Source organism: Cyanobium usitatum str. Tous, from assembly GCF_003011885.1.
GTDB lineage: Bacteria > Cyanobacteriota > Cyanobacteriia > PCC-6307 > Cyanobiaceae > Cyanobium_A > Cyanobium_A usitatum.
Genome location: NZ_PXXO01000010.1, coordinates 1 through 22,012 on the forward strand (window position 1 = coordinate 1; position 22,012 = coordinate 22,012).

General features: G+C 65.1%; 21 protein-coding genes and 1 tRNA gene. 9 read left to right on the top strand and 13 right to left on the bottom strand.

Annotated features, from left to right (window positions below):
• The coding region (locus tag C7K55_RS09270) for a sigma-70 factor domain-containing protein (protein WP_277621541.1) at positions 1 to 140 on the bottom strand (140 nt) is incomplete at its 3' end.
• A gap of 138 nt (positions 141 to 278) precedes the next feature.
• Positions 279 to 1,661 carry a magnesium transporter gene (mgtE, locus tag C7K55_RS09275; RefSeq protein ID WP_106632449.1) on the bottom strand — a complete coding sequence of 461 codons (1,383 nt, stop codon included), beginning with the start codon at positions 1,659 to 1,661 and terminating at the stop codon, positions 279 to 281.
• 87 nt (positions 1,662 to 1,748) lie between these two features.
• Here mgtE and C7K55_RS09280 point away from each other — a divergent pair, with 87 nt between their 5' ends.
• Positions 1,749 to 2,219 carry a glutathione peroxidase gene (locus C7K55_RS09280; RefSeq protein ID WP_106632532.1) on the top strand — a complete coding sequence of 157 codons (471 nt, stop codon included), beginning with the start codon at positions 1,749 to 1,751 and terminating at the stop codon, positions 2,217 to 2,219.
• A gap of 95 nt (positions 2,220 to 2,314) precedes the next feature.
• Here the strand turns inward: C7K55_RS09280 and C7K55_RS09285 are convergent, their stop codons facing one another.
• On the bottom strand, positions 2,315 to 2,638 hold the full coding sequence (locus C7K55_RS09285) for an SH3 domain-containing protein (RefSeq protein ID WP_241518286.1): 324 nt from the start codon (positions 2,636 to 2,638) through the stop codon (positions 2,315 to 2,317).
• Positions 2,638 to 4,608, bottom strand: a complete 1,971-nt coding sequence (gyrB, locus tag C7K55_RS09290; protein WP_106632450.1) for a DNA topoisomerase (ATP-hydrolyzing) subunit B — start codon at positions 4,606 to 4,608, stop codon at positions 2,638 to 2,640. Before gyrB ends, C7K55_RS09285 begins: the two co-directional genes overlap by 1 nt.
• A 140-nt stretch (positions 4,609 to 4,748) precedes the next feature.
• On the opposite strand from gyrB, the gene miaA reads away from it, so the two are divergent.
• From miaA to C7K55_RS09305, 3 genes are all read left to right on the top strand, one after another.
• Positions 4,749 to 5,669 carry a tRNA (adenosine(37)-N6)-dimethylallyltransferase MiaA gene (gene miaA, locus C7K55_RS09295; protein WP_106632451.1) on the top strand — a complete coding sequence of 307 codons (921 nt, stop codon included), beginning with the start codon at positions 4,749 to 4,751 and terminating at the stop codon, positions 5,667 to 5,669.
• Between the two features lie 35 nt (positions 5,670 to 5,704).
• Positions 5,705 to 6,310: a translation initiation factor IF-3 gene (gene infC, locus C7K55_RS09300; protein ID WP_106632452.1), complete on the top strand. Its 606-nt coding sequence runs from the start codon at positions 5,705 to 5,707 to the stop codon at positions 6,308 to 6,310.
• A 282-nt stretch (positions 6,311 to 6,592) separates the two neighbouring features.
• Positions 6,593 to 7,582: a GntR family transcriptional regulator gene (locus C7K55_RS09305; RefSeq protein WP_106632453.1), complete on the top strand. Its 990-nt coding sequence runs from the start codon at positions 6,593 to 6,595 to the stop codon at positions 7,580 to 7,582.
• Between the two features lie 38 nt (positions 7,583 to 7,620).
• On the opposite strand, the gene C7K55_RS09310 is transcribed toward C7K55_RS09305, so the two are convergent.
• Positions 7,621 to 7,692, bottom strand: a tRNA-Gly gene (locus C7K55_RS09310).
• Between the two features lie 64 nt (positions 7,693 to 7,756).
• Here C7K55_RS09310 and cysE point away from each other — a divergent pair.
• Positions 7,757 to 8,515 carry a serine O-acetyltransferase gene (gene cysE, locus C7K55_RS09315; protein WP_106632454.1) on the top strand — a complete coding sequence of 253 codons (759 nt, stop codon included), beginning with the start codon at positions 7,757 to 7,759 and terminating at the stop codon, positions 8,513 to 8,515.
• Between the two features lie 10 nt (positions 8,516 to 8,525).
• On the opposite strand, the gene secA is transcribed toward cysE, so the two are convergent.
• The 5 genes from secA to rfbA form a co-directional block, all read right to left on the bottom strand.
• A complete protein-coding gene (gene secA / locus C7K55_RS09320) occupies positions 8,526 to 11,303 on the bottom strand; it encodes a preprotein translocase subunit SecA (protein ID WP_106632455.1) in 2,778 nt (925 codons plus the stop codon).
• Between the two features lie 69 nt (positions 11,304 to 11,372).
• On the bottom strand, positions 11,373 to 12,476 hold the full coding sequence (gene rfbB / locus C7K55_RS09325) for a dTDP-glucose 4,6-dehydratase (protein ID WP_106632456.1): 1,104 nt from the start codon (positions 12,474 to 12,476) through the stop codon (positions 11,373 to 11,375).
• Positions 12,473 to 13,378, bottom strand: coding sequence for a dTDP-4-dehydrorhamnose reductase (gene rfbD / locus C7K55_RS09330; protein WP_106632457.1), 906 nt, complete (start codon positions 13,376 to 13,378; stop codon positions 12,473 to 12,475). The genes rfbB and rfbD overlap by 4 nt, the downstream gene beginning before the upstream one ends.
• Complete coding sequence (gene rfbC, locus C7K55_RS09335; RefSeq protein ID WP_106632458.1) at positions 13,375 to 13,956, bottom strand: dTDP-4-dehydrorhamnose 3,5-epimerase; 582 nt, start codon at positions 13,954 to 13,956, stop codon at positions 13,375 to 13,377. The genes rfbD and rfbC overlap by 4 nt, the downstream gene beginning before the upstream one ends.
• Positions 13,946 to 14,830: a glucose-1-phosphate thymidylyltransferase RfbA gene (rfbA, locus tag C7K55_RS09340; RefSeq protein WP_106632459.1), complete on the bottom strand. Its 885-nt coding sequence runs from the start codon at positions 14,828 to 14,830 to the stop codon at positions 13,946 to 13,948. The genes rfbC and rfbA overlap by 11 nt, the downstream gene beginning before the upstream one ends.
• A gap of 31 nt (positions 14,831 to 14,861) precedes the next feature.
• Between rfbA and C7K55_RS09345 the strand changes: the two genes are divergently transcribed.
• Entirely contained in the window at positions 14,862 to 15,347 is a 486-nt protein-coding gene (locus tag C7K55_RS09345; RefSeq protein ID WP_106632460.1) for a GNAT family N-acetyltransferase, read from the top strand.
• A 568-nt stretch (positions 15,348 to 15,915) separates the two neighbouring features.
• Here the strand turns inward: C7K55_RS09345 and ribH are convergent.
• Both ribH and psbZ read right to left on the bottom strand, forming a co-directional pair.
• The gene (ribH, locus tag C7K55_RS09350) at positions 15,916 to 16,395 is read right to left on the bottom strand and encodes a 6,7-dimethyl-8-ribityllumazine synthase (protein WP_106632461.1); all 480 of its coding nucleotides are present in this window, start codon (positions 16,393 to 16,395) and stop codon (positions 15,916 to 15,918) included.
• A 3-nt stretch (positions 16,396 to 16,398) separates the two neighbouring features.
• Positions 16,399 to 16,587 (bottom strand): photosystem II reaction center protein PsbZ, encoded by a 189-nt coding sequence (gene psbZ / locus C7K55_RS09355; RefSeq protein ID WP_106632462.1) that lies wholly within the window; start codon positions 16,585 to 16,587, stop codon positions 16,399 to 16,401.
• Positions 16,588 to 16,667: 80 nt separating this feature from the next.
• On the opposite strand from psbZ, the gene mutS reads away from it, so the two are divergent.
• Entirely contained in the window at positions 16,668 to 19,466 is a 2,799-nt protein-coding gene (gene mutS, locus C7K55_RS09360) for a DNA mismatch repair protein MutS (protein WP_106632463.1), read from the top strand.
• On the opposite strand, the gene C7K55_RS09365 is transcribed toward mutS, so the two are convergent.
• On the bottom strand, positions 19,424 to 20,122 hold the full coding sequence (locus C7K55_RS09365) for a precorrin-8X methylmutase (RefSeq protein WP_106632534.1): 699 nt from the start codon (positions 20,120 to 20,122) through the stop codon (positions 19,424 to 19,426). The two genes, mutS and C7K55_RS09365, sit on opposite strands and share 43 nt — an antisense overlap.
• 117 nt (positions 20,123 to 20,239) lie before the next feature.
• Between C7K55_RS09365 and C7K55_RS09370 the strand changes: the two genes are divergently transcribed.
• Both C7K55_RS09370 and holA read left to right on the top strand, forming a co-directional pair.
• Complete coding sequence (locus C7K55_RS09370; protein ID WP_106632464.1) at positions 20,240 to 20,983, top strand: type II toxin-antitoxin system Phd/YefM family antitoxin; 744 nt, start codon at positions 20,240 to 20,242, stop codon at positions 20,981 to 20,983.
• 16 nt (positions 20,984 to 20,999) lie between these two features.
• Positions 21,000 to 21,971, top strand: a complete 972-nt coding sequence (gene holA, locus C7K55_RS09375; RefSeq protein WP_106632465.1) for a DNA polymerase III subunit delta — start codon at positions 21,000 to 21,002, stop codon at positions 21,969 to 21,971.
• Positions 21,972 to 22,012 lie beyond the last annotated feature (41 nt).

Below are 22,012 nucleotides of genomic sequence, written 5' to 3' on the forward strand. Positions count from 1 at the left end.
CCCAGCGTGATCTCCTGCTCATGGGATAGCAGCGGCACTCGCCCGATGTCCCGCAGGTAGCTACGCACCAGGTCGCCGTCGGCCGCGGGCATGGAGCGGGCAGCCTTGTCGGGAGCAGCTGCGGTGGGTGCAGTAGCGATGGCGACGACCACGGCGTTGGGGCTTTGAAGATGTGTAAAGCCTAACCTGAAGAAGTGTTAACTCCTCTCAGAAACCCCAAAACTGCTGCGGCGGCTCAAGCCACTCCCAGCAGCTACCTAGCCACTCCCAGCAGCTACCTAGCCAGGCGCGGCGCGTTGCAGCAGCCAGGAGGCGGTTTGCAGGTAGATGAACACCCCAGCGACGTCTGTAGCGGTGGCAATAAAAGGCGCGGACATCAAGGCCGGATCCAGGCCCAGACGGTCAAACAGCAGCGGCAGGGCCGCGCCGGCCGTTGCAGCGAGGGTGGTGATCGCCACCAGGCTCAGGCCGGCGGCCATAGCCACTAACCAGCTGCCTGCCACGTAGGCGGCCCACGGCACCACCGCCAGCACCATCAACAAGCCCAGTAGGGCGCCGGCCACAGATTCACGCCAGATCGCCCGCCAGGCGCCCATCGCCTGAATGCGCTGGGTGCTCAGACCCCGAATCACCACAGTGGAGCTCTGGGCTCCAACATTGCCGCCGGTGCCGATCAGCAGCGGAATAAAGGCGGCGAGCACCACCACCTGCTTGAGCACCAACTCCTGGGAGGCGATCACCGCCGAGGTGCCGCTGTTGGCCACCAGCAGCACCAGCAACCACACCACCCGGCGCCGCGCCACGGTGAACAGGTTGCTCTGGAAGTAGTCGTCTTCATCGCCAGCCTGCACGGCGCCGGCGGCGTAGAGGTCGCGGGTGGCCTCCTGCTCGATCACGTCGATGACGTCGTCCACGGTGACGATCCCCACCAGCCGCTGCTCCCGGTCCACCACCGGCACGGCCAGGAAGTCGTAGCGCTGGATAGCCCGCGCCACCTCCTCCTGGTCGGTGTCGGTCCCGACGCTCACCACATCGCGGGTCATCAGATCGCCGATGCGTGCCTCAGGGTCCGCCGTGACCAGATCCCGCAGCGAAAGGATGCCGGTGAGGTGGCGCGAGCCATCGGTGACATAGAGGGAATAAATGGTTTCTGTATCGCGGGCGCGGCGGCGCACGATCGCCAGGGCCTGGGCGGCGCTGTGAAACTCCTTGAGGTCGACGAATTCGGTGGTCATCAGCCGGCCCGCCGTCTCCGCCTCGTAGCCGAGTAGTTGGGCCGTGACCCGCCGCTCCGCCGGGCTGAGTTCGGCCAGCAGGCGCCGCACCACCTTGGCGGGCAACTCATCAAAAAGCCGCACCCGATCGTCGGGTGACATTTCCTCCACCAGCTCCAGCACCTCGCCGGAGCGCAGCCGCTCCAGCAGGGTCTGCTGAACTGACGCATCGAGGTATTCGTAGACCTCAATTGCTTCGTCCTTGGGCAGCAGCCGAAAGGCCAGGGCCTGCAGGGTGCGCGGCAGGCTACCGATCGCTTCAGCGGCGTCTACCTCCTGCACGGGGCCGAGCAGCAACTTGGCACCGTCGTAGTTACCTGCCTCAAGCAGGCTTTCCAGCTGTTGGGCGACCACCTCGGCCACCTGGATCCCGTTGGCTTCGCCCATGGGCCCCGCGACGCCGCAATGCTGAGTTTATGGGTCGCTGCTGCCTTCGGCCCGCTATGGTCCGGCCACTTGATGACAACCGCACCAATGGCTATCTCCGTAAGCAATGTGGCCGTGCGCGATGCCAAAGGCGACGAGCGCAATTTGGGCGAATGGGCCGGCAAGGTGCTGCTGATCGTGAACGTGGCCAGCCGCTGCGGATTCACCCGCCAATACGCAGGCCTGCAGGCCCTCCAGGAGAGCTACGGCCCCCAGGGCCTGGCCGTGCTCGGCTTCCCCTGCAACGATTTCGGCGCCCAGGAGCCCGGCACGCTGCCAGAGATCCAGCAGTTCTGCTCCACCACCTACGGCGCCGACTTTGAGTTGCTCGACAAAGTGGTGATGGCCGAAGAGCCCTACACCACCCTCAGCCAGAGCGAGCCCGCCGGCCCCGTCGCCTGGAATTTCGAGAAGTTTCTGGTGGGCAAGGACGGCACCGTGTTGGGCCGCTACAAGAGCAACGTGGAGCCCGATTCCGCTGAATTGAAGGGCGCCATCGAAGCCGCTTTAGCCGCCTAACCGGCGGATCGTTGGCCTGTTAGTCCTCATTGAGTTTGTACAGATGTACAAACTCAATGACATACCAATATCGAGTGTGCCCTCAAGGAACTCACTCAACCAGCAGCCAACCAGCCGCGGCGATCGGCGGCCTGCACTTGAAGCCAGCGCTGGCCGGAACTGCCCCGCCAGCTGCGCAGCACTCGCATGGGCTCGCCTGGTCCAAGCTGCTGCAAGGCAGGGGCGCGCTGCTCCGGTGCTGCCCGCAACGCCACGGCCTGGGTGGACAGCAAGGGATCTCCGGCACAACGCCGGCGCACCTCAAGTTGCCTGCGATCAGCCCCTCCGGCAGGCAAGCCCACGGGGGTGATCAGGGCAAAACCAAGCAGGGCCGCCCAGCGCCAGGCTGCAGACGGCTGCATCATGCGGGTACCCGCCATCAAATATCGAGCTGGGCTAGATCGAGGGTGGCGCTATGGGCCTCGATAAATTCCCGGCGCGGTGCCACTTTGTCGCCCATCAGGATTGTAAAGATGCGATCGGCTTCGAGGGCATCTTCAATCTCGACTCGCTTCATCATGCGAGTGGTGGGATCCATGGTGGTTTCCCATAGCTGCTTCGGCATCATTTCGCCCAAGCCCTTGAAACGCTGGATCGTGTAATTCGCCTTTTCACCAAACGATGCGATAGTTTTCTTGAGATCGTCTTCGTTGTAGCAGTAGGTGTGATTTTTACCGCGCTCCACTTTATAGAGGGGTGGGCAAGCAATGTAGATGTAGCCACCCTCAACTAAGGCCCGCTGATAGCGGAAGAAGAAGGTGAGAATCAGGGTGCGGATGTGGGCGCCGTCGACGTCGGCGTCGGTCATGATCACGATCCGGTGGTAGCGCAGATTTTTCTCATCAAACTCCTCGCCCTTGATCCCCAGGCCTAATCCAGTGATCAGCGCCTGAATCTCAGTGTTTTTATAAATCTTGGCGTCGTCTGTTTTCTCGATATTGAGAATTTTGCCCCGCAATGGCAGGATCGCTTGGAAGCGACGGTCGCGCCCCTGCTTGGCAGAGCCACCAGCAGAATCGCCCTCCACGATGTAGATCTCAGACTCGGCTGGGTCGCGGGAGGAGCAATCTGCCAACTTGCCAGGCAGGGTGGAGCTCTCGAGCACGCTCTTGCGGCGCACCAGCTCGCGGGCGCGGCGGGCAGCCTCGGCTGCATTGAAGGCCTGAATCGCTTTCTCGAGGATCAGATCGATCACCGAGGGATTGAATTCAAGATATTCGCTGAGGGCTTCACCCACCAGCGTGTCAACAATGCCGCGAACTTCCGTATTACCGAGCTTGGTTTTGGTCTGACCCTCAAATTCCGGGTCGGGCACCTTTACCGATAGCACCGCAGTGAGACCCTCGCGGATGTTTTCGCCGGCCAGGTTGGTATCGGCATCCTTACGCTTGCCGCGCTTTTTGGCAAAGGTGTTGAGGGTGCGGGTAAGCACCGTTTTCAGGCCCTCGATATGGGTGCCACCATCGACAGTACGGATGTTGTTGGCAAAGCCAAGAATGCTGTCTGAGTAGGCATCCACGCACCACTGCAGTGCCGCTTCCACCTGTACACCGTCCTTTTCGCGGTTGACGTAAATGATTTCGGGGTGGAGAGGATCCTTCTCCTTATTCATGTAGGCGACGTATTCCTTGATGCCGCCTTCGTAGAAATAGATCTCTTCGTGAGCTTCGCCAGCGGCGTTGCGGGCCGCAGCACGGTCGTCACGGAAGACAATCCGCACCCCACCATTGAGGTAGGCCAGCTCGCGTAAACGCGAGGAGAGAGTTTGGTAGTCGAACTCAATGCCGGTCGAGAAAATCTCGATATCGGGCTTGAAACACACCGATGTTCCGGTACGGCCCTTCTCGCCAGCGGCTGATTGCAGGATGCCAATCGGGGCGCCGCGCTCAAAGCGCTGGGTGTGCACCTGGTCTTGGCGGTAAACCGTGACCTCCACCCACTCGGAGAGGGCATTGACCACCGACACACCAACGCCGTGCAGGCCGCCAGAAACCTTGTAGCCACCAGAGCCAAACTTGCCGCCGGCGTGCAACACCGTGAGCACGGTTTCAAGGGCGCTCTTACCGGTGCGCGGGTGGATATCGGTGGGGATGCCGCGGCCGTTGTCGGTGACGGCGCAAGAGCCGTCGTCGTTGAGCACCGCCAGGATCTGGTCGCAGTGGCCGGCTAGGGCCTCATCCACTGCGTTGTCGACCACCTCGTACACCAAATGGTGCAGACCTCGGGGGCCGGTGGAGCCGATGTACATGCCCGGCCGCTTACGAACCGGCTCTAGGCCCTCCAGAACCTGGATCTGCTCGGCGCCATAGGCGGCCTGAATTTTCGTGGAAGCTTGGCTTTCAGCGCTCATGCAGGAAGGTTTCCCCAGGGATTCGGCACAGGACGGCGAAATCCCGGGGCAAGTAAGGCGCAAACGAGCCCAAAAGCCCCATTGCAATAAGCAATTTACCACCGCCAACCCGGGCTGACACCCCCTGGCAAGGTGGACCCATGAGCCCCACTGAGTCCGCAGGCCAACCCCTCGTCATCGTCTTGCTGGGCCCCACGGCCAGCGGCAAAACAGACTTGGCAATCGCCCTGGCCCAGGCCCTCGATCTGGCGGTGCTGAACGTGGATTCGCGCCAGCTCTACCGGCAGATGGACGTGGGCACCGCCAAGCCCACGGCCGCTCAGCGGGGGCAGGCGCGCCACGAGCTGCTGGATCTCCGCGATCCCGACCAGCCGATCAACCTGCAGGAGTTTCGGGCCATCGCCGAGGCCCAGCTCAACGCGGAACTTGCCCGCAAGCCCCTGGCCCTGCTGGCTGGCGGCAGCGGCCTCTACCTACAGGCCCTCACCCAGGGGCTGGAGCCCCCAGCGGTGCCACCCCAACCCCAGCTGCGCGCCCAGCTGGCAGCCCTTGGCCAGCCCCTCTGCCACCAGCTGCTGCGCCAGGGCGATCCAGCGGCCGCCGCCCGCATCGCCCCCGCCGATGCCGTGCGCACCCAAAGGGCCCTGGAGGTGCTCTATGCCACGGGGCGGCCCCTATCCAGCCAGCAGGGGGCCACGCCGCCGCCCTGGCGGGTGCTGGAGCTGGGCCTAAGTCCCACCGACCTGACAGGCCGCATTGCCAGCCGTACCCGGGGCCTGTTTGCTGCGGGGCTGGTAGCTGAAACCGAAGCGCTGATCGAGCGCTACGGGGCTGGGCTGCCCCTGCTCAACACCATCGGCTATGCCGAGGCGAAGCAGCAGCTGGCCGGCGAGCGCAGCGAATCTGAAGCGATCGCCCTTTGCGAGCAGCGCACCCGCCAATTCGCCAAACGGCAACGCACCTGGTTTCGGCGGCGCCACGCACCTATCTGGCTGGAAGAGCGCAGCACCGAGGGGCAGTTGGCCCAGGCGTTGCAAGTGGTCGAGCGCGGACTAGGGTGAAGCGTTAGCGATTTCGCGATCCTTCACACCCCTGAATGCCTCCACGTCCCCGTTTTGACCGCCGTGCTCCCGTGCGGGAGCTGCCCAACATCAACGACCGCATCAGCTACCCCAACCTGCGGGTGGTGGATGCCGATGGCAGTCAACTGGGGGTGATCACCCGCGAGGAGGCCCTTGAGGTTGCCAAGGACCGCGAGCTCGATCTGGTGTTGGTGAGCGAAAAGGCCGATCCGCCGGTGTGCCGGATCATGGATTACGGCAAATACAAGTTTGAGCAGGAAAAGAAGGCCAAAGAAGCCAAGAAGAAGTCGCACCAGACGGAAGTAAAAGAAGTGAAGATGCGCTACAAGATCGACTCCCACGACTATCAGGTGCGGATCGGCCAGGCGCAGCGCTTCCTTAAGGACGGCGACAAGGTGAAGTGCACCGTGATCTTCCGCGGCCGCGAAATCCAGCACACCGCCCTGGCTGAAGTGCTGCTCTACCGCATGGCGAAGGACCTCGAGGACAACGCCGAGATCCAGCAGCCCCCCAAGCGGGAAGGGCGCAACATGATCATGTTCCTGAGCCCCCGCAAGGCCGCCGCTCCCAAGGGCAACAGCAAGGTGGCTTCAAGTTCCGCTGCAGAACCCGCGGGTTAAATCGCTTCTCTAGCGATCGCCGATATGTCGCTCAAGCGCTGAGCGGTTGAAGGGAAGGCCTGAGCTGCGGACATTGGCGGGGGCGGGCATTAGCGCGCGGACAGATGCTTGCTGGCATTGGGTTTTGCGCGTGTGCACGAAGTTGTACAGATGTACAACTTCCCGAAGGGCCGCCCACTTGCACCAGGCCAAACCGGCACACGCGCGTATGCCAACAGGGGGATTGTCCCCAGGGCCAAGCCTCTTTATGGTGGCCACCAGCCCAATTGGCCCAACCCCGGCGTGCGATTCCACATCCAGCAGGAAAGCGACATCCCGGCGTCGACGCAGCTCTACAACCAGATCTGCTTTGCCATTGCGGCCCGCCACTACCCACCGGGGCACCGATTGCCCAGCACCAGGCAGCTGGCGATGCAAACCGGCCTGCACCGCAACACGATCAGCAAGGTGTATCGCCAGCTGGAAACCGACGGCGTCGTTGAAGCGATGGCGGGATCGGGCATCTATGTGCGCGACCAGCAAAAGCCGCGGGAAATCAAGCCGCCGCCGGGCCCCAGGGGCAAGCTCCTGCCGGACATCGACCGCCAGGTGCGCCAAAGCGTCGATGGCCTGCTCAATGCCGGCTGCACCCTGCAGCAGGGCCGCGACCTACTCACCCGCGAGATCGACTGGCGCCTGCGCTGCGGCGCCCGGGTGCTGGTCAGCACCCCCCGCGAGGACATCGGCGCCTCGATGCTGATCGCCGAGGAGCTCATCCCCAGCCTGGAGGTGCCGGTGGAGGTGGTGCCGATGGAGGAGCTGGCGGCGGTGCTCACCGAATCCAACAACGGCACGGTGGTGACCAGCCGTTACTTCCTGCAGCCGGTGGAGGAGATTGCCAAGCAGCACGGCGTACGGGCGGTGGCCGTTGATCTCAACGATTTTCGCCACGAGCTCGACCTACTCAAGGAGCTGCGCCAGGGCAGCTGCGTGGGCCTGGTGAGCATCAGCCCGGGGATCCTGCGGGCCGCCGAGGTGATCCTGCACAGCATGCGCGGCAACGAGCTGCTGGTGATGACCGCCAACCCCGACACAGGCAGCCGCCTGCTGGCCCTGCTGCGGGCCGCCAGCCACGTGCTCTGCGACCGCCCCAGCCTGCCGCTGGTGGAGCAGAGCCTGCGCCAAAACAGGGCCCAACTAATACGGATGCCGGTGGTGCACTGCGCCCAGAGCTACCTAGGCACCGCCACCATCGATGGCCTGCGCAAAGAAATTGGCCTGCTGGCTACCTGAATCCAATGGCTACTTGAACCAAACGGCCAGGTGAATCAAGCGGATGAAGAGATTCGAACTCTCGACCCTCTCCTTGGCAAGGAGATGCTCTACCACTGAGCTACATCCGCAACAACCGGCTTTGCCGATTTCAAGATCATGCATGACGGGGGGCCCCTCGGTCAAACTGGCTCCATGCTCAAGGCACTGCAGGCCGACCTGGCGATCATCAAGCAACGAGATCCTGCGGCCCGAGGCACGCTGGAAATCCTGCTCTGCTATCCGGGCTTGCACGCCCTAACCCTGCACCGTCTCAGCCATTGGCTCTGGGGCCGGCGGCTGCCGCCGTTGCCCCTGCTGGCACGGCTGCTGAGCCAGCTGGGGCGACTGGCTACCGGCGTTGAAATCCACCCCGGCGCCCGGATCGGCCATGGCGTGTTCATCGACCACGGCATGGGAGTGGTGATCGGTGAAACAGCCGTGATCAGCAACCGCTGCCTGCTGTATCAGGGCGTCACCCTGGGCGGCACCGGCAAGGCCCATGGCAAGCGCCACCCCACCCTGCTGGAGAACGTGGTGGTGGGCGCCGGCGCCAAGGTGCTGGGGGCGATCACCGTGGGTGCCAACACCCGCATCGGCGCCGGCTCGGTGCTGCTGCGCGACGTGGCGGCCGACAGCACGGTGGTGGGCATCCCCGGCCGGGTTATCCATCAGAGCGGGGTGCGCATCGACCCCCTGGCCCACTCAGCCCTGCCCGACACGGAAGCGAATGTGATCCGCAACCTGATGGAGCGCATCGACGTGTTGGAAATGGAGCTGGCCCGCACCCAAGGCTGCCTGCGGGAGCTGGCCGCCGGCCGCCCCCTGCTGGAGCCCTGCAACGGCGCCGCTCAAAACCTCAAAGATCGCGAGATCCTTGAGTTTCTGGGCGACAACCCTGGCACCACTAGCTGAACTTAGGCAGTCACCCCTGAGCCGCCGGCGCCGGCTGGAACATAAACATCGAATAGATCACATTCCGCCGCATCTGGGTCATCATCTCCAAGAACATGTCATAACCCTCGTTCTTGTATTCGATCAGTGGATCTTTCTGGCCGTAACCGCGCAGTCCAACCGATTCGCGTAGGGCATCCATCGCCTGCAGGTGCTCGCGCCAGAGGGTGTCGATCTGTTGAAGGATGAAGTAGCGCTCCGCCTCGCGCATTAGGCCTGGGCGCTGCTGCTCTACTTGGCCCTCCTTGATGTCGTAGGCATTACGCAGCTGTTCCTGCAGGAAGGCCTTGAGCTCTTCCACGCCGAGGCCTTGGAGCTGATCGGGGGTGAGATCCTCCAGTAGATAGATGAACTCCTTGGTTTTATCCACCAGGCGGCTCAGATCCCACTCCTCGGGCGGCAGCTCCGGGTTTACATAGGCATCCACGATGTCTTCGACGGTGCGCTCGCCGTAGCCGATCACCTGGGCCTTGAGCTCCCGGCCCTCCAGCACCCGGCGCCGCTCGGTGTAAACGGCTTTGCGCTGGTTGTTCATTACCTCGTCGTATTCGAATACCTGCTTGCGGATGTCGTAGTAGTACGTTTCCACCTTCTTCTGGGCCCCTTCCAGCGAGCGGGTGAGCATGCCCGATTCAATCGGCATGTCTTCCTCCACCCGGAAGGCATTCATCAGTCCGGCCACCCGGTCGCCACCGAAGATGCGCAGCAGATTGTCTTCCAGTGACAGGAAGAAGCGGGTGGAGCCGGGATCGCCCTGGCGGCCGGCGCGGCCCCGCAGTTGGTTGTCGACGCGGCGGGATTCGTGGCGCTCGGTGCCGATTACGTGCAGGCCACCGGCTTCGCGCACCTGCTGATCGTCCTGCTTCACCATGGCGTCGTATTCAGCCTTCACCTGGGCGATGCAGTCGCGCAGGGCCTGGATTTGGGGGTCTTCGCTGGGGGCCTTTTCGGCCGCCTGGGCGATGCGGTCCTCCAGCTCCAGCAGGGTGAGTTGCCGGTCGCCCCAGGCATTCACCAGATCTTTGGCGAGGGTGGCCAGGTCTTGGTCGGTCGTTTCGCTGAGGCTGCAGGGATAGAGGCTGCCGAGGCTGCGGGCTTCGCGCGCGGCTTTGGCTGAGGGGATGGGCCGGTGCTCATTTTCCGGGCGCACCAGCTTGGGCAGCAGCACCTCGCGCAGCTTGAGGCGGGCCATGTAATCGCTATTGCCGCCCAGGATGATGTCCGTGCCACGGCCGGCCATGTTGGTGGCGATGGTCACGGCGCCGGCCCGGCCTGCTTGGGCCACGATTTCGGCTTCCCGCTCCACGTTTTCGGGCTTGGCGTTTAGCAGGTTGTGGGGGATGTCTTGCTCGGCCAGCAGGGCACTCAGCAACTCCGATTTCTCCACACTGGTGGTGCCCACCAGCACTGGCCGGCCGCCCTTGTGCACCTCGGCGGTTTCCAGGGCGACAGCGCGCCATTTAGCGGTTTCGGTTTTGTATACCTGATCGGTCCAGTCGGAGCGGGAGCGCACCCGGTTGGTGGGCACGATCGTGACCTCGAGCTTGTAGGTCTTCTCGAATTCCACCTCTTCTGTCTTTGCGGTGCCGGTCATGCCGGCTAGGCGCGGGTAGAGCAGGAAGAAGTTTTGGTAGGTGATCGAGGCGAGGGTTTGGGTTTCGGGCTGGATCTCCAGCTGCTCCTTTGCCTCGATCGCTTGGTGCAGGCCATCACTCCAGCGCCGACCCGGCATCACCCGACCGGTGAATTCATCCACGATCACCGCATCGCCATTGCGCACGATGTAGTTCACGTCCTTGGCAAACATCTCCTTAGCCTTGAGGGCATTGCCGATGAAGTGGGCCCAAGGGTCTTCTGGGTTGAAGAGATCACTCACCCCCAGCTCCTGCTCGGCCTTGGCATAGCCCTCGTCGGTGAGGGTCACATTGCGCTGCTTCTCGTCGACCTCGTAGTCGCCCTCGGGATCGATGCCGTCTTTGCCCAGCTCGGCAGAGCGCTCCAGCAGCTCAGCCACTTCGGCGGCGCGGCGGTATTTCTCCTGGGGTCGCTCGATCTGGCCGGAAATGATCAGCGGCGTGCGGGCCTCATCGATCAGGATCGAATCGACCTCATCGATCACGCAGTAGTTGGGCTGGCGCTGCACCACCTCAGCGATGTCGCTGGCCATGTTGTCGCGCAGGTAGTCGAAGCCCAGCTCGCTGTTGGTGGCGTAGGTGATGTCGCAGGCGTAGTTGGCCCGACGGGTGCTTGGCGTCATCTCCTGCTGGATTAGGCCCACCGAGAGCCCCAGGAAGCGGTGCACCTGGCCCATCCACTCGGCGTCGCGCCGGGCCAGATAGTCGTTCACCGTCACCACGTGCACGCCCCGGCCGGTGAGGGCGTTGAGGTAGGCGGGCAGGGTGGCCACGAGGGTTTTGCCCTCGCCGGTTTTCATCTCAGCGATTTGACCGTTGTGCAGCACCATGCCGCCGATTAGTTGCACATCGAAGTGCCGCATGCCCAGCACCCGCTTGCCGGCCTCGCGCACCACGGCAAAGGCCTGGGGCAGCAGCTCATCGAGCAAGGCCCGCTCCTTGGTGGCATTGCCCGCCACCTGCTCCAGCTTCTGGCGGAATTCAGCCGTGAGGCCGCGCAGCTCGTCGTCGGAGAGGGGGGCAATCTCCTCCTCGAGCAGGTTGATATCAGAAACTATCGGCTGGTAGCGCTTCAGCTTGCGGGCATTTGGATCACCCAGCAGGAGCTTGAGCATGGAGAGATCTAATCAGCGCTTCGGTAAGCCTACTGAGAAGCACAGAGGGCTAACAAAGCCGAACCGTGATCAGCCACCAGAAAGGAGGCCAAGGCGGACACCGCTGTAACCGCACTGCTCGCGCACAGCCCCACACCAGCTGTCGTGCTCCAGATACCAGCGCACCGTTTCTGCCAGACCCTCCTCGAAGCTGTGGCGCGGCTGCCAGCCCAGCTCGCTGCTGATCCGGGTTGGATCAATCGCGTAACGCCGGTCGTGACCAGGGCGATCCGTCACCGGCGTGACCAGGCGGCTGTGGGGGGCACCAGCGGGCAGCAGATCATCGAGCTCACTGCAGATCGCCTCCACCACCTCTTTATTCGTGCGCTCCCCATGGCCTCCCACGCAATAAGCCCGTCCGGGGGTGCCTTGGGTTGCCGCCAGCAGCAGCGCATCCACGTGGTCTTCCACGTAGAGCCAGTCGCGCACGTTGGCGCCATCGCCATAAAGCGGAATCGGCTCGCCAGCCGCTGCCTTGAGGATCACCACCGGAATCAGCTTCTCGGGAAATTGCCAGGGGCCGTAGTTGTTGCTGCAGTTGGTGAGCACCACCGGCAGGCCATAGGTGTGGTGCCAGGCGCTCACCAGGTGATCACTGGCCGCCTTGCTCGCTGAATAGGGGCTGCGTGGGTCGTAGGAGGTGGTCTCCGAGAAACGCCCCGTAGCCCCTAGCGAGCCGAACACCTCATCGGTGCTGATGTGATGAAAACGAAAACCCGCCTTGCGCTCTGCGCTCAGACCTTCCCAGTGGGCCCGCACCGCCTGCAGCAGCTGAAAGGTGCCGCTCACATTGCTCTCGATAAAGGCCCCCGGCCCCTCGATAGAGCGGTCCACATGGCTCTCGGCCGCCAGGTGCATCACCAGGTCGGGGTCGGCCTGCTGCACCGCCGCTGCCGTGGCTTCGGCGTCGGTGAGGTCCACCTTGAGGAGCTGGTGGCGTGCCTCCGCCTGAGGCAGCGCCTCGATATTGGTGAGGTCGCTGGCGTAGCCACATTTATCGAGATTGAACACCTGCGCGTCGCTTTCGCTCAGCAGCCGGCGCACCACCGCCCCGCCGATAAAGCCGGCCCCACCGGTCACCAGGATGCGGCATCGGCCGGCCAGGAGCGCTGAAACGTCGGGTGGGTTTGTCATGGGAGAGTTTCGAGAAGTTGACGCAGCGCCTGCCGCCAAGGGGTGGGAGCAAGCTCCAGCAGCAGCCTGCTGCCTGAACAATCCAGCAGCGAGTAACTGGGCCGCTGAGCCGGCAGTGGATATTCCGCCGTAGTGAGCGGATTCACAAGAGCTGGCTGCTCCAAAAGTCCCAGCTCCTGAGCCAACTCGCCCACTGCCACAGCCACGTCAAACCAGCTAGCGGCTCCAGCATCGCTCCAATGCAGCACCGGCTCGCTGATACCGGCGCTTATCACCCGCCAGCAAGCCGCCGCCAGGGTATGGGTGCTGGTGGGGCAACCCACTTGGTCTTCAACCACGCCGATCTGCTGGCGCTCCCGGTGCAGCCGCAGCATGGTGAGCGCAAAGTTCTTGCCCACCGGCCCCATCACCCAGCTGGTGCGCAAAATCACTCCCCGCCCTGCCCCTGCGCCGCCAGCAGCGGTGCCCAGCAACTGCTCCATCGCTTCCTCTCCAGCGGCCTTGCTACGGCCATAGACCCCAAGGGGATCGCGCTTTTGCTCTAAGCGATAGGGCCTGCCCTGGCTGCCATTAAAAACAAAATCAGTGCTCACCTGCAGCAAGCGTCCACCCGTTTCCAGCAGCGCCTCAGCAAAGGCCCTTGGAGCGCCGCCATTCACCGCAAAGGCCAGCTCTGGCTCACTCTCTGCTTTGTCCACCGCCGTATAGGCGCCGGCGTTGAGCACCCAATCGGGCCTGTGATCACGTATGGCTGCGCGACAGACCTCGGCCTCAGCCAGATCGAGGGCCAGCAAACCATTGCCGCCGCTGCGGCAGGTGGCGATCAGCTCCACTTCCGCAGGCACCTGCTGGTGCAGGGCCTGCCCCAGTTGGCCGGCAGCGCCGGTAAGCAGCACCTTCACGCGAATACCTCCCCAGCCGCCATAACTGTCGCAAGCTCAGGGGCTTCAGCATCCTTCTGCGCCAGCAAAGGCTCCATGCCGCCCAGCGGCCAGGCGATGGCGAGATCAGGATCGTTCCAACGCAGGGACCGCTCGCAGGTCTTGCTCCAGTAGCCGCTGGCCTTGTAGAGCACCTCAGCGCTCTCACTGAGGGTGAGGAAGCCGTGGCCAAAGCCCACCGGCACCCACAGCTGCTGCTGATTGTCAGCGCTGAGCTCCGCACCCACCCACTGCCCAAAAGTGGCGGAACTGCGGCGCAGGTCTACCGCCACATCAAAAATCACACCCACCGGGCAGCGCACCAGTTTTCCCTGGGGTTCGGGCTCCAGCTGGTAGTGCAGGCCGCGCAATACCCCTCGGCAAGAGCGCGAATGGTTGTCCTGCACAAAGGTGGTGGGGCAGCCCACTGCTTCATCAAAGCGGCGCTGGTTCCAACTCTCATAGAAAAAGCCCCGCCCATCGCCAAAAATCTGGGGCGTGATCAGCAACGGACCCTCAATCGCCACACCGGAGGCTGTGCTCAGCTGCTCAACCTGCATTGGAGACCTCAAGCAATTGCAGCAAATAGTCGCCGTAGCCGCTCTTGCGCAGCGGAGCAGCCAGGGCGGCGAGCTGGTCGGCACTGATCCAGCCCAGCCGCCAGGCCACCTCCTCAGGGCAGCCCACCTTCAGCCCCTGGCGATGCTCCAGGGTGCGGATGTAGCTGCCGGCCTCATGCAGCGAATCGCAGGTGCCCGTATCCAGCCAGGCCATGCCCCGGCCCATAAGCTCCACCTGCAGCAGGCCTTCCTCGAGATACTGGCGGTTGAGATCGGTGATCTCCAGCTCACCGCGGGGCGATGGCTGCACCCGCCGGGCCCGCTCCACCACCGATGAGTCATAGAAGTAGAGCCCGGTCACCGCGTAGCGCGACTTGGGCTTGCTGGGTTTTTCCTCCAGGCTCAGCACCCGGCCATCCGCGGCAAACTCCACCACCCCGTAGCGCTCCGGATCCCGCACCGGATAAGCAAACACCGTGGCTCCCTCAGCTGGGCCACTGCAGGCCTGGAGCTGGGGAATCAAATCATGGCCGTGGAAAAGGTTGTCGCCGAGCACAAGGGCCGCCGCCGCACCGTCCAGAAAATCGGCGCCAATCAGAAAGGCCTGGGCCAACCCGTCCGGGCTGGGCTGCACGGCGTAGGCGATTGTCATGCCCCAGCGGGAGCCGTCGCCCAGCAGGCGCTCAAAGGCCGGCTGATCCTGGGGGGTAGTGATAATCAGCACCTCCCGAATTCCCGCCAGCATCAACGTGCTGAGCGGGTAATAAATCATCGGCTTATCAAACACCGGCAGCAGCTGCTTGCTCACTGCCTGGGTGATCGGATGCAGCCTGGTGCCGCTACCTCCAGCCAGGATGATGCCCTTGCGGGTCATGGGGTGAACTTTCTGCTGGGAGGATGTTGCCATGGCAGCACTGCGCCTCCTAATCCACGCCCCTGGTGCCCCTGGCCTGCGCTGGTTTGGCCTCGGCCCGGGGCTGCGCCCTACCCGGGGCCTGTGGAAGCTGCAGCGCCTGTTCAACAACCACGCCTTCTGGGCCCAGCAGCGCAGCCACGGGCAGCTGCGCCGCCTGCTGGCCGGCAGCACCGTGGTGGTGAGCCTGTGGCATGGCAAGCGCCTAGTGGGATTCGGCCGGGCCAGCAGCGATGGGATCTATCGCGCCGTGCTCTGGGATGTGGTGGTAGCCGGCGACCTGCACGGCCAAGGCCTGGGCCGCCGGGTGGTTGAGGCCCTGCTGGCCGCCCCCGCCCTGCGCGGCGTTGAGCGCGTTTATTTGATGACCACCAACAGTGCTGGCTTTTATCTGCAGCTGGGCTTCCGCGATGCAGCCCCCCAGGCCCTACTGGTGAAACAAGGAGTTTCAGGGGGTTCAGGGGTTTCGACCGGATAGGAAAGCGCGCCAGCAGCCTCAGCTAGCTCCCGATCGAGGGTCGCCGGCAACAGGCCCAGGCGATAGGCAAGCTGGAGCTGAAGCAAAAGGGGCAGGGCTGCAATGCCAGGCCTGTAGCGCTGGCGGTGGCGCACCATCGCAAAGTCGTCTGGTTCAAAACAAACCACCGGACAACGTTCCGCCAAAAAGCCATCTAGCAAACGTTGCGCGGCCTGGCTATCGAGCTCCCCCTCGAGCTCCATCACACTCCACGCACTCACCAGCTTGTATGCGATCGAGCAAGCCGGACAACTGCTGGCGAGCCTGAGCTAGCGGAACCGTGGTCATGGCGGCGGGGGGACGGAGGAAGGGTTGCGCTGATGGGAACTGTCAAAGAAGTTGTACAGCTGTACAACCTCCTGCATAGCGTCGAAACAGCTCCACCAGCATTTCCACAGTCAGCAGCTCCCACAGTCAGGAGAAACCCAGACAGCGGAAACCCAGACAGCCGAAACCAACTACCCGCCACTTACGGACGCTGCACCCGCTTAGTAGCACCACCAAACCAAGAACCTTCGGCCCGGCGCCTTTAGTCGGGAATAGCCGCCATCAAGCTGCCCATCTCCAGGGCCTGCAAGCCGTAGTTCCAGCCCAGGTTGCTCTTGATGCCGGCCCGCTCTAGGGCCTGCTGCAGGGTGTCGGTGGTGAGCACCCCAAAGATCACGGGCACGCCGGTGTCGCGGGCCACGGCAGCCACGCCTTTGCTCACCTCGGCCACCACCACGTCGAAATGGGGGGTGTCGCCGCGAATCACGGCCCCCAGGGTGATCACCACCTGGTAGCGACCACTGGCCGCCAGGCGCTGGGCCACCAGGGGGATCTCAAAGCTACCGGGCACCCAGGCCACATCCAGCTGGGCACTGGCATCACTGGTGTCGACACCGTGGCGCAAGAGGCAGTCGAGGCAGCCGCTCAGCAACTTGCCGGTCACCAGGTCATTGAAACGGGCAACCACCACCGCGATACGCAGACCAGCCGTATCGGTGAACCGCCCTTCAAAAATCGCCACGCTTCAGACCACAAAGATGCTCATGCCCCAGTTGAGCAGCACCAGGGCCACCCAGGCGAGGCCGCCAAGCAGGATCAGGCGATTGGAGCGGCCTGAATCTTCACTGCTGGCGTAAAGCACCGGCACCGCCACAATCAAGGCGAACGACAGCACCACCAGAGCCAAAACGGTGAGGGTGTTGAGGATCTGCATGGATTAGCAGCGGCTACACGCCGATCGGTTGCGAGATTCTCACACGCAGACCCAGGTCAGCCGGGGCACCGCTTCACAACATGAAGCCACCGGCAAGTCGACCTACGATCCAACCTCACCAGGAAAGGGCCGTGGCCGCGGAAGCCGAACAACAGCTTTCGCTCACCGCCGCCCTGGGCCTGGCCGAAGAACCCCAGCCCGCACCCCAGCCCGCACCCGAGCCCGGCCCAACCCGGCCCCGCAGCCGTCAGCGCCAAGCCGCCCCAGCTGCCCCGCCGGCCGCAACCACAGCAAGCTCAAGCCCCGACTCCGACCTGCCCCCCTGGCACCACCACGGCCTGGTGGCACCAGAGCAGTTGACGCCGATGCTGCGTCACTACGTGGAGCTCAAGGCCGCCCATCCCGATCGGGTGCTGCTCTACCGCCTCGGCGACTTCTTCGAGTGCTTCTTTGAAGACGCCATCACCCTCTCGCGCCTGCTGGAGCTCACCCTCACCGGCAAGGAGGGCGGCAAGGCTGTCGGTCGGGTGCCGATGGCGGGCATCCCCCACCATGCCGCCGAGCGCTACTGCGCTGAGCTGGTGCGCCGCGGCCTCAGCGTCGCCCTCTGTGACCAGCTGGAAAGCACCCCGGCCAAGGGCGAACTGCTCAAGCGCGGCATCACCCGGGTGCTCACCCCCGGCACGGTGCTTGAAGAGGGCCTGCTGGCGGCCCGCCTCAACAACTGGCTTTGCGCCGTGGTGATGGAGGGCGCGTGCTGGGGCCTGGCGGTGGCCGATGTCAGCACAGGTGAATTCCGGGTCACGGAGCGGAGCGGTAGTGCCGGCTTGCACCAGGAGCTGCTGCAGGTGGAAGCCGCCGAAGTGCTCTGGCCCGGCGCCACCGCTAGTGCCAGCGCCACCCCCTGCCCCACCTGGTGCCCCGAGGCCCTGCGGCTCACGCCCCTGCCCCGCACCCCCTTTGAGGCGCCGGAAGCCTCCGCCACCCTCAAGCAGCGCTTCGGCCTGGCCAGCCTTGATGGCCTGGGGCTCGGCGAAGCGCCGCTGGCCCTGCGCGCAGCGGGTGGCCTGGTGGCTTACCTCGACGACACCTGCCAAACCCGGGTGCCGCTGGATCCCCCCACCACCTGGCAGGCCGGCGACCAGTTGGTGCTCGACGCCGCCACCCGCCGCAACCTGGAGCTCACCAAAACCCAGCTGGGCGGCAGCGTGCACGGCTCCCTGCTCTGGGCGCTCGACCGCACCCACACCGCCATGGGCGGCCGCTGCCTGCGCCGCTGGCTGCAGGCGCCGCTGGTGGAGCGGCCCGCGATCCTGGAGCGCCAGGGCGGCGTGAGCGAGCTGGTGGCCGATCGCGGCCTGCGACTAACCCTGCGCCGGCTGCTGCGCCCGATGGGCGACCTGGAACGCCTGGCCGGCCGCGCCGGCGCCGGCAGCGCCTCGGCCCGGGATCTGGTGGCCCTGGCCGATGGTCTCGAGCGCCTGCCCCAGCTGGCCGCCCAGCTCGCCAAAGCCACCAGCGCCCCGCTGCAGGCCCTGGCCCGCCCCTGGCCCGAGCTTGAAAGCCTGGCCGGCGAGCTGCGCCACGCCCTGCTCGACACCCCACCCCTATCGCTCACCGAGGGCGGCCTGTTCCACGACGGCGTTGATCCGGCCCTCGATGAGCTGCGCAACCAGCTCGACGACCAGGACACCTGGCTGGCCCAGCAGGAATCGGAGGAGCGCCGGCTCAGCGGCCTCAGCAGCCTCAAACTCCAATACCACCGCACCTTCGGCTACTTCCTGGCGGTGTCGAAGGCCAAGGCGGCGGCGGTGCCGGAGCACTGGATCCGCCGCCAAACCCTGGCCAACGAGGAGCGCTTCGTCACCCCAGCCCTGCGCAACCGCGAGGGCGCCATCCAGCAGCTCAAGGCCCGCGCCGCCCAGCGCGAATACGAACTGTTCTGCGCCCTGCGCATCCAGGTCGGCGACCAGGCCGCCGCCATCCGCACAGCTGCGCGCCTGGTGGCCGAGCTCGACGCCATCGGGGCCCTAGCCGAGGTGGCCGCCACCAGCGGCTACTGCTGCCCCGAAATCACCGACCCCGCCGGTCCCGAGGCCCGCCTGCTGCAGATCGAAGCCGGCCGCCACCCGGTGGTGGAGCAATTGCTGGTGGAAGAGCCCTTCACCGCCAATAGCGTGGTTCTTGGTGCCATCCCCGAGGCAAACCCCAAGGCAGCCCCCCGCCCCGACCTGATCATCCTCACCGGCCCCAACGCCAGCGGCAAGAGCTGTTACCTGCGCCAAACCGGCCTGCTGCAGCTGATGGCCCAGATGGGCAGCTGGATCCCAGCCACCTCGGCCCGCCTCGGCATCGCCGATCGCCTGTTCACCCGCGTCGGCGCCGGCGACGACCTGGCCGCCGGCCAGTCCACCTTCATGGTGGAGATGGCCGAAACCGCCAACATCCTTCACCACGCCAGCGAGCGCTCCCTGGTGCTGCTCGATGAGATCGGCCGCGGCACCGCCACCTTCGACGGCCTCTCGATCGCCTGGGCCGTGGCCGAGCACCTGGCCACGCCGGCCGAACGCGGCGGCATCCGCGCCCGCTCGATCTTCGCCACCCATTACCACGAGCTCAACGCCCTGGCCGGCCAGCTGGCCAACGTCGCCAATGCCCAGGTGCTGGTGCAGGAAACCGGCGACGCCCTGATATTCCTGCACCAGGTAGCCCCCGGCGGCGCCAGCCGCAGCTATGGCATCGAGGCCGCCCGCCTAGCCGGCGTTCCCGCCGCGGTGGTGCTGCGCGCCCGCCAGGTGCTGGGCCGCATCGAAGCCAACAGCGTCATACAAGTGGATCAAGACGAACCCAGCGGGGCCGACGGCGCGCTCGCCGCCTGAAGCCAGGCAGCCCGCAGCAGGGCGTTGCAGGCCGCTGCCACCAGTCCGGCTCCGCCTTTGGAGCCCTCGAGCCGCATATGCACCAGGCCACTCTCAGCCAGGTGACGCTTGCTCTCCGCCACCCCCACAAACCCCACCGGCATGCCGATCACCAGGGCTGGTGCCGGCACGCTTCCCGCTGCCACCAGCTCCAGCAGCACCTCCAGGGCCGTGGGGGCGCTGCCGATCAACACCACGCCTGGCTGGCCCGGCCCGGCCAGCGCCGCCGCCATGCCGGCGGCCGTGCGCGTGGAGCCCGCCGGCGCCTGCTCAGGCGCCCAATCCAGCACGCTGCGCACCGGATTGGCGAAGGTGCGCCGCGCCATCGGCGCCACCGCCGCGGCCGCCATTGCCGTGTCCGTGAGGATCGGCACCCCCGCAGCCAACGCCGCCAAGCCGGCGCCGCAGGCGGTAGCGGGACAAACCAGATCGGCCGCCAAACCCGGATCACCGCTGCTGTGAATCAGACGCAGCAGCACGTCCTGCTGGAGGGGGCTGAGCGACGCCAGCGCCGCCGCCGTACCCGGCAACTGCCGGATCAGCCGCAAGCTCTCACTAAAAATCGGGTGATCCAGGGAAGGCACTCCGCCAAGAGCCGCAGTTTCAGCATTACTCATGTTCCGGTCCATTTCTCATGGCCCATTTCTGAGCGGTGCATCAATCACCAGCAGCGCTGTCCTTAATTATGTACAGGCTGTACAGCTTGTACGGTCTGTACAGATTCGTGCACACCCATGCCTGACACCACCCTGGGCGTCGAGGCGGCCAGACGCCGCCTACCGGAACTGCTGGAGCGAGCGGCGGCAGGCGAACGAATCGTGATCCAGCGCCACCGCACCCCCATGGCCGCCCTGGTGCCACTGGCAGGACAGGCACCGGTCGATCCCCTGCTCCGCCAACGTCAAATCCAGAGCCTGATGGCCCTACAAGGCAGCGGCAGGGGCTGCTGGGATCCCCAGCAACGCCAACCAGCCCGGCCAGCACCGCCACCGCCAGCTTTTGTACAACCCGTACAGAACCTGCCCCGCCAAGGCGCCTTCAACCCCCGCCTGCTAGCCCACGGCTCCCGGATCGCCCTTGATGGCACCGCGCTGGTGGCCTTTCTGGCCGACGCCAAGGGTGCCGGCAAACACCTCGAGCCCCTGATGCATGGCATAGGGGCTGGGTATTGGATTGGGGTTGTCAGCAGCTTGAGCCTGATGCGGGTGCTTGAGGGGCCCCTGGCCCGCAGCGACGAGGCCCTGACCCAGCGCTACATCCAGGCTTTCAACAATCCCCACCACTGGCAACTGATCCCCAGCGATGGCGCCATCGCCGCTGCCGCCGTGCGTCTACGCCGCCAGGAACCCCAGCTCGACGACAGCTGCGCCATTGAACTTGCTACTGCGATCCAGTCCGGCGCAGTGGTGCTGGTCACCGACCATCCGGCCCTGGCCCAGACTGAGCTCCATCCGGTGCTCAGCGCCCTGCGGACCTGAGCACCGCACACCACCCATGCCCATTCACCTGCTCTGGGGCGACGACGAGGCTGCCCGCAACCGTGCCGTCGAAACGCTGGTGCAGGCGCAGGTGGATCCCAGCTGGGCCACCATCAACCTCAGCCGCCTCGATGGCAACGACGCCGGCCAGGCGGCCCAGGCCCTCGAGGAGGCCCGCACACCGCCCTTTGGCGCCGGCAGCCGCATGGTGGTGCTGCAACGCAGTCCCTTTTGCAGCCAGTGCCCAGCTGAGCTGGCCGAGCGTTTCGAGGCCGCCCTGGCCCAGGTGGCGGATGGCTGCCATCTGGTGCTGGTGAGTTCCGGCAAGCCGGATGCCCGGCTACGCACCACCAAGGCCCTGCAGAAGCTTGTGAAGGCTGGCCAGGCCAGCGAGCAAAGTTTTGCCCTGCCAGCAATCTGGGACGGCGCCGGCCAGGTGGAGCTGGTGAGCCGCACGGCCCGGGAGCTGGGGCTGAAGCTGGAGCCAGCCGCAGCTTCAGCCCTCTCCGATGCCATCGGCAACGACAGCGCTCGCCTCGCCAGCGAGCTTGAAAAGCTCAGCCTCTACGCCAATCCCATCACCCTCGCCGCCGTGCAGGCCCTGGTGGGCGGTCAGACCACCAGCTCCCTCGCCGTGGGCGATGCCCTGCTGGCTGGCCAGCCAGCCGACGCCATTGCCCGGCTCGACGCCCTGCTGGAGGCCAACGAACCGGCCCTGCGCATCGTTGCCGCCCTCAGCAGCCAGATCCGCGGCTGGCTTTGGGTCACCCTGCTCGACCAGCAAGGTGAAAGCGACGTGGCGGTGATCGCTAAAGCGGCCGGCATCGGCAACCCCAAACGCATCTACGTGATGCGCAAGCAGATCCGCGGCCGCCAGCCCGCCGTCTTCCTGCGCCTGCTCAGCCAGCTGCTCTCAGTGGAGGCTGCCCTGAAGCGGGGCAGTGATGCCGGCGATGCCTTCCGCGACGGCTTCTTGCTCAACGCTTAAGAGATCAAGACGGATAATTAGCCGTTCTTTCACTGACGCCC

Bases quoted from the DNA above. Each gene is read 5' to 3' on its own strand.
- infC (WP_106632452.1), top strand. From the start codon at position 5,705: ATGCCTCCACGTCCCCGTTTTGACCGCCGTGCTCCCGTGCGGGAGCTG.
- C7K55_RS09370 (WP_106632464.1), top strand. From the start codon at position 20,240: ATGCCTGACACCACCCTGGGCGTCGAGGCGGCCAGACGCCGCCTACCG.
- C7K55_RS09280 (WP_106632532.1), top strand. From the start codon at position 1,749: ATGGCTATCTCCGTAAGCAATGTGGCCGTGCGCGATGCCAAAGGCGAC.
- gyrB (WP_106632450.1), bottom strand. From the start codon at position 4,608: ATGAGCGCTGAAAGCCAAGCTTCCACGAAAATTCAGGCCGCCTATGGC.
- secA (WP_106632455.1), bottom strand. From the start codon at position 11,303: ATGCTCAAGCTCCTGCTGGGTGATCCAAATGCCCGCAAGCTGAAGCGC.
- mutS (WP_106632463.1), top strand. From the start codon at position 16,668: ATGAAGCCACCGGCAAGTCGACCTACGATCCAACCTCACCAGGAAAGG.
- miaA (WP_106632451.1), top strand. From the start codon at position 4,749: ATGAGCCCCACTGAGTCCGCAGGCCAACCCCTCGTCATCGTCTTGCTG.
- C7K55_RS09365 (WP_106632534.1), bottom strand. From the start codon at position 20,122: ATGAGTAATGCTGAAACTGCGGCTCTTGGCGGAGTGCCTTCCCTGGAT.
- rfbA (WP_106632459.1), bottom strand. From the start codon at position 14,830: ATGACCCGCAAGGGCATCATCCTGGCTGGAGGTAGCGGCACCAGGCTG.
- rfbC (WP_106632458.1), bottom strand. From the start codon at position 13,956: ATGCAGGTTGAGCAGCTGAGCACAGCCTCCGGTGTGGCGATTGAGGGT.
- mgtE (WP_106632449.1), bottom strand. From the start codon at position 1,661: ATGGGCGAAGCCAACGGGATCCAGGTGGCCGAGGTGGTCGCCCAACAG.
- rfbB (WP_106632456.1), bottom strand. From the start codon at position 12,476: ATGACAAACCCACCCGACGTTTCAGCGCTCCTGGCCGGCCGATGCCGC.
- holA (WP_106632465.1), top strand. From the start codon at position 21,000: ATGCCCATTCACCTGCTCTGGGGCGACGACGAGGCTGCCCGCAACCGT.
- cysE (WP_106632454.1), top strand. From the start codon at position 7,757: ATGCTCAAGGCACTGCAGGCCGACCTGGCGATCATCAAGCAACGAGAT.
- psbZ (WP_106632462.1), bottom strand. From the start codon at position 16,587: ATGCAGATCCTCAACACCCTCACCGTTTTGGCTCTGGTGGTGCTGTCG.
- C7K55_RS09345 (WP_106632460.1), top strand. From the start codon at position 14,862: ATGGCAGCACTGCGCCTCCTAATCCACGCCCCTGGTGCCCCTGGCCTG.
- C7K55_RS09285 (WP_241518286.1), bottom strand. From the start codon at position 2,638: ATGGCGGGTACCCGCATGATGCAGCCGTCTGCAGCCTGGCGCTGGGCG.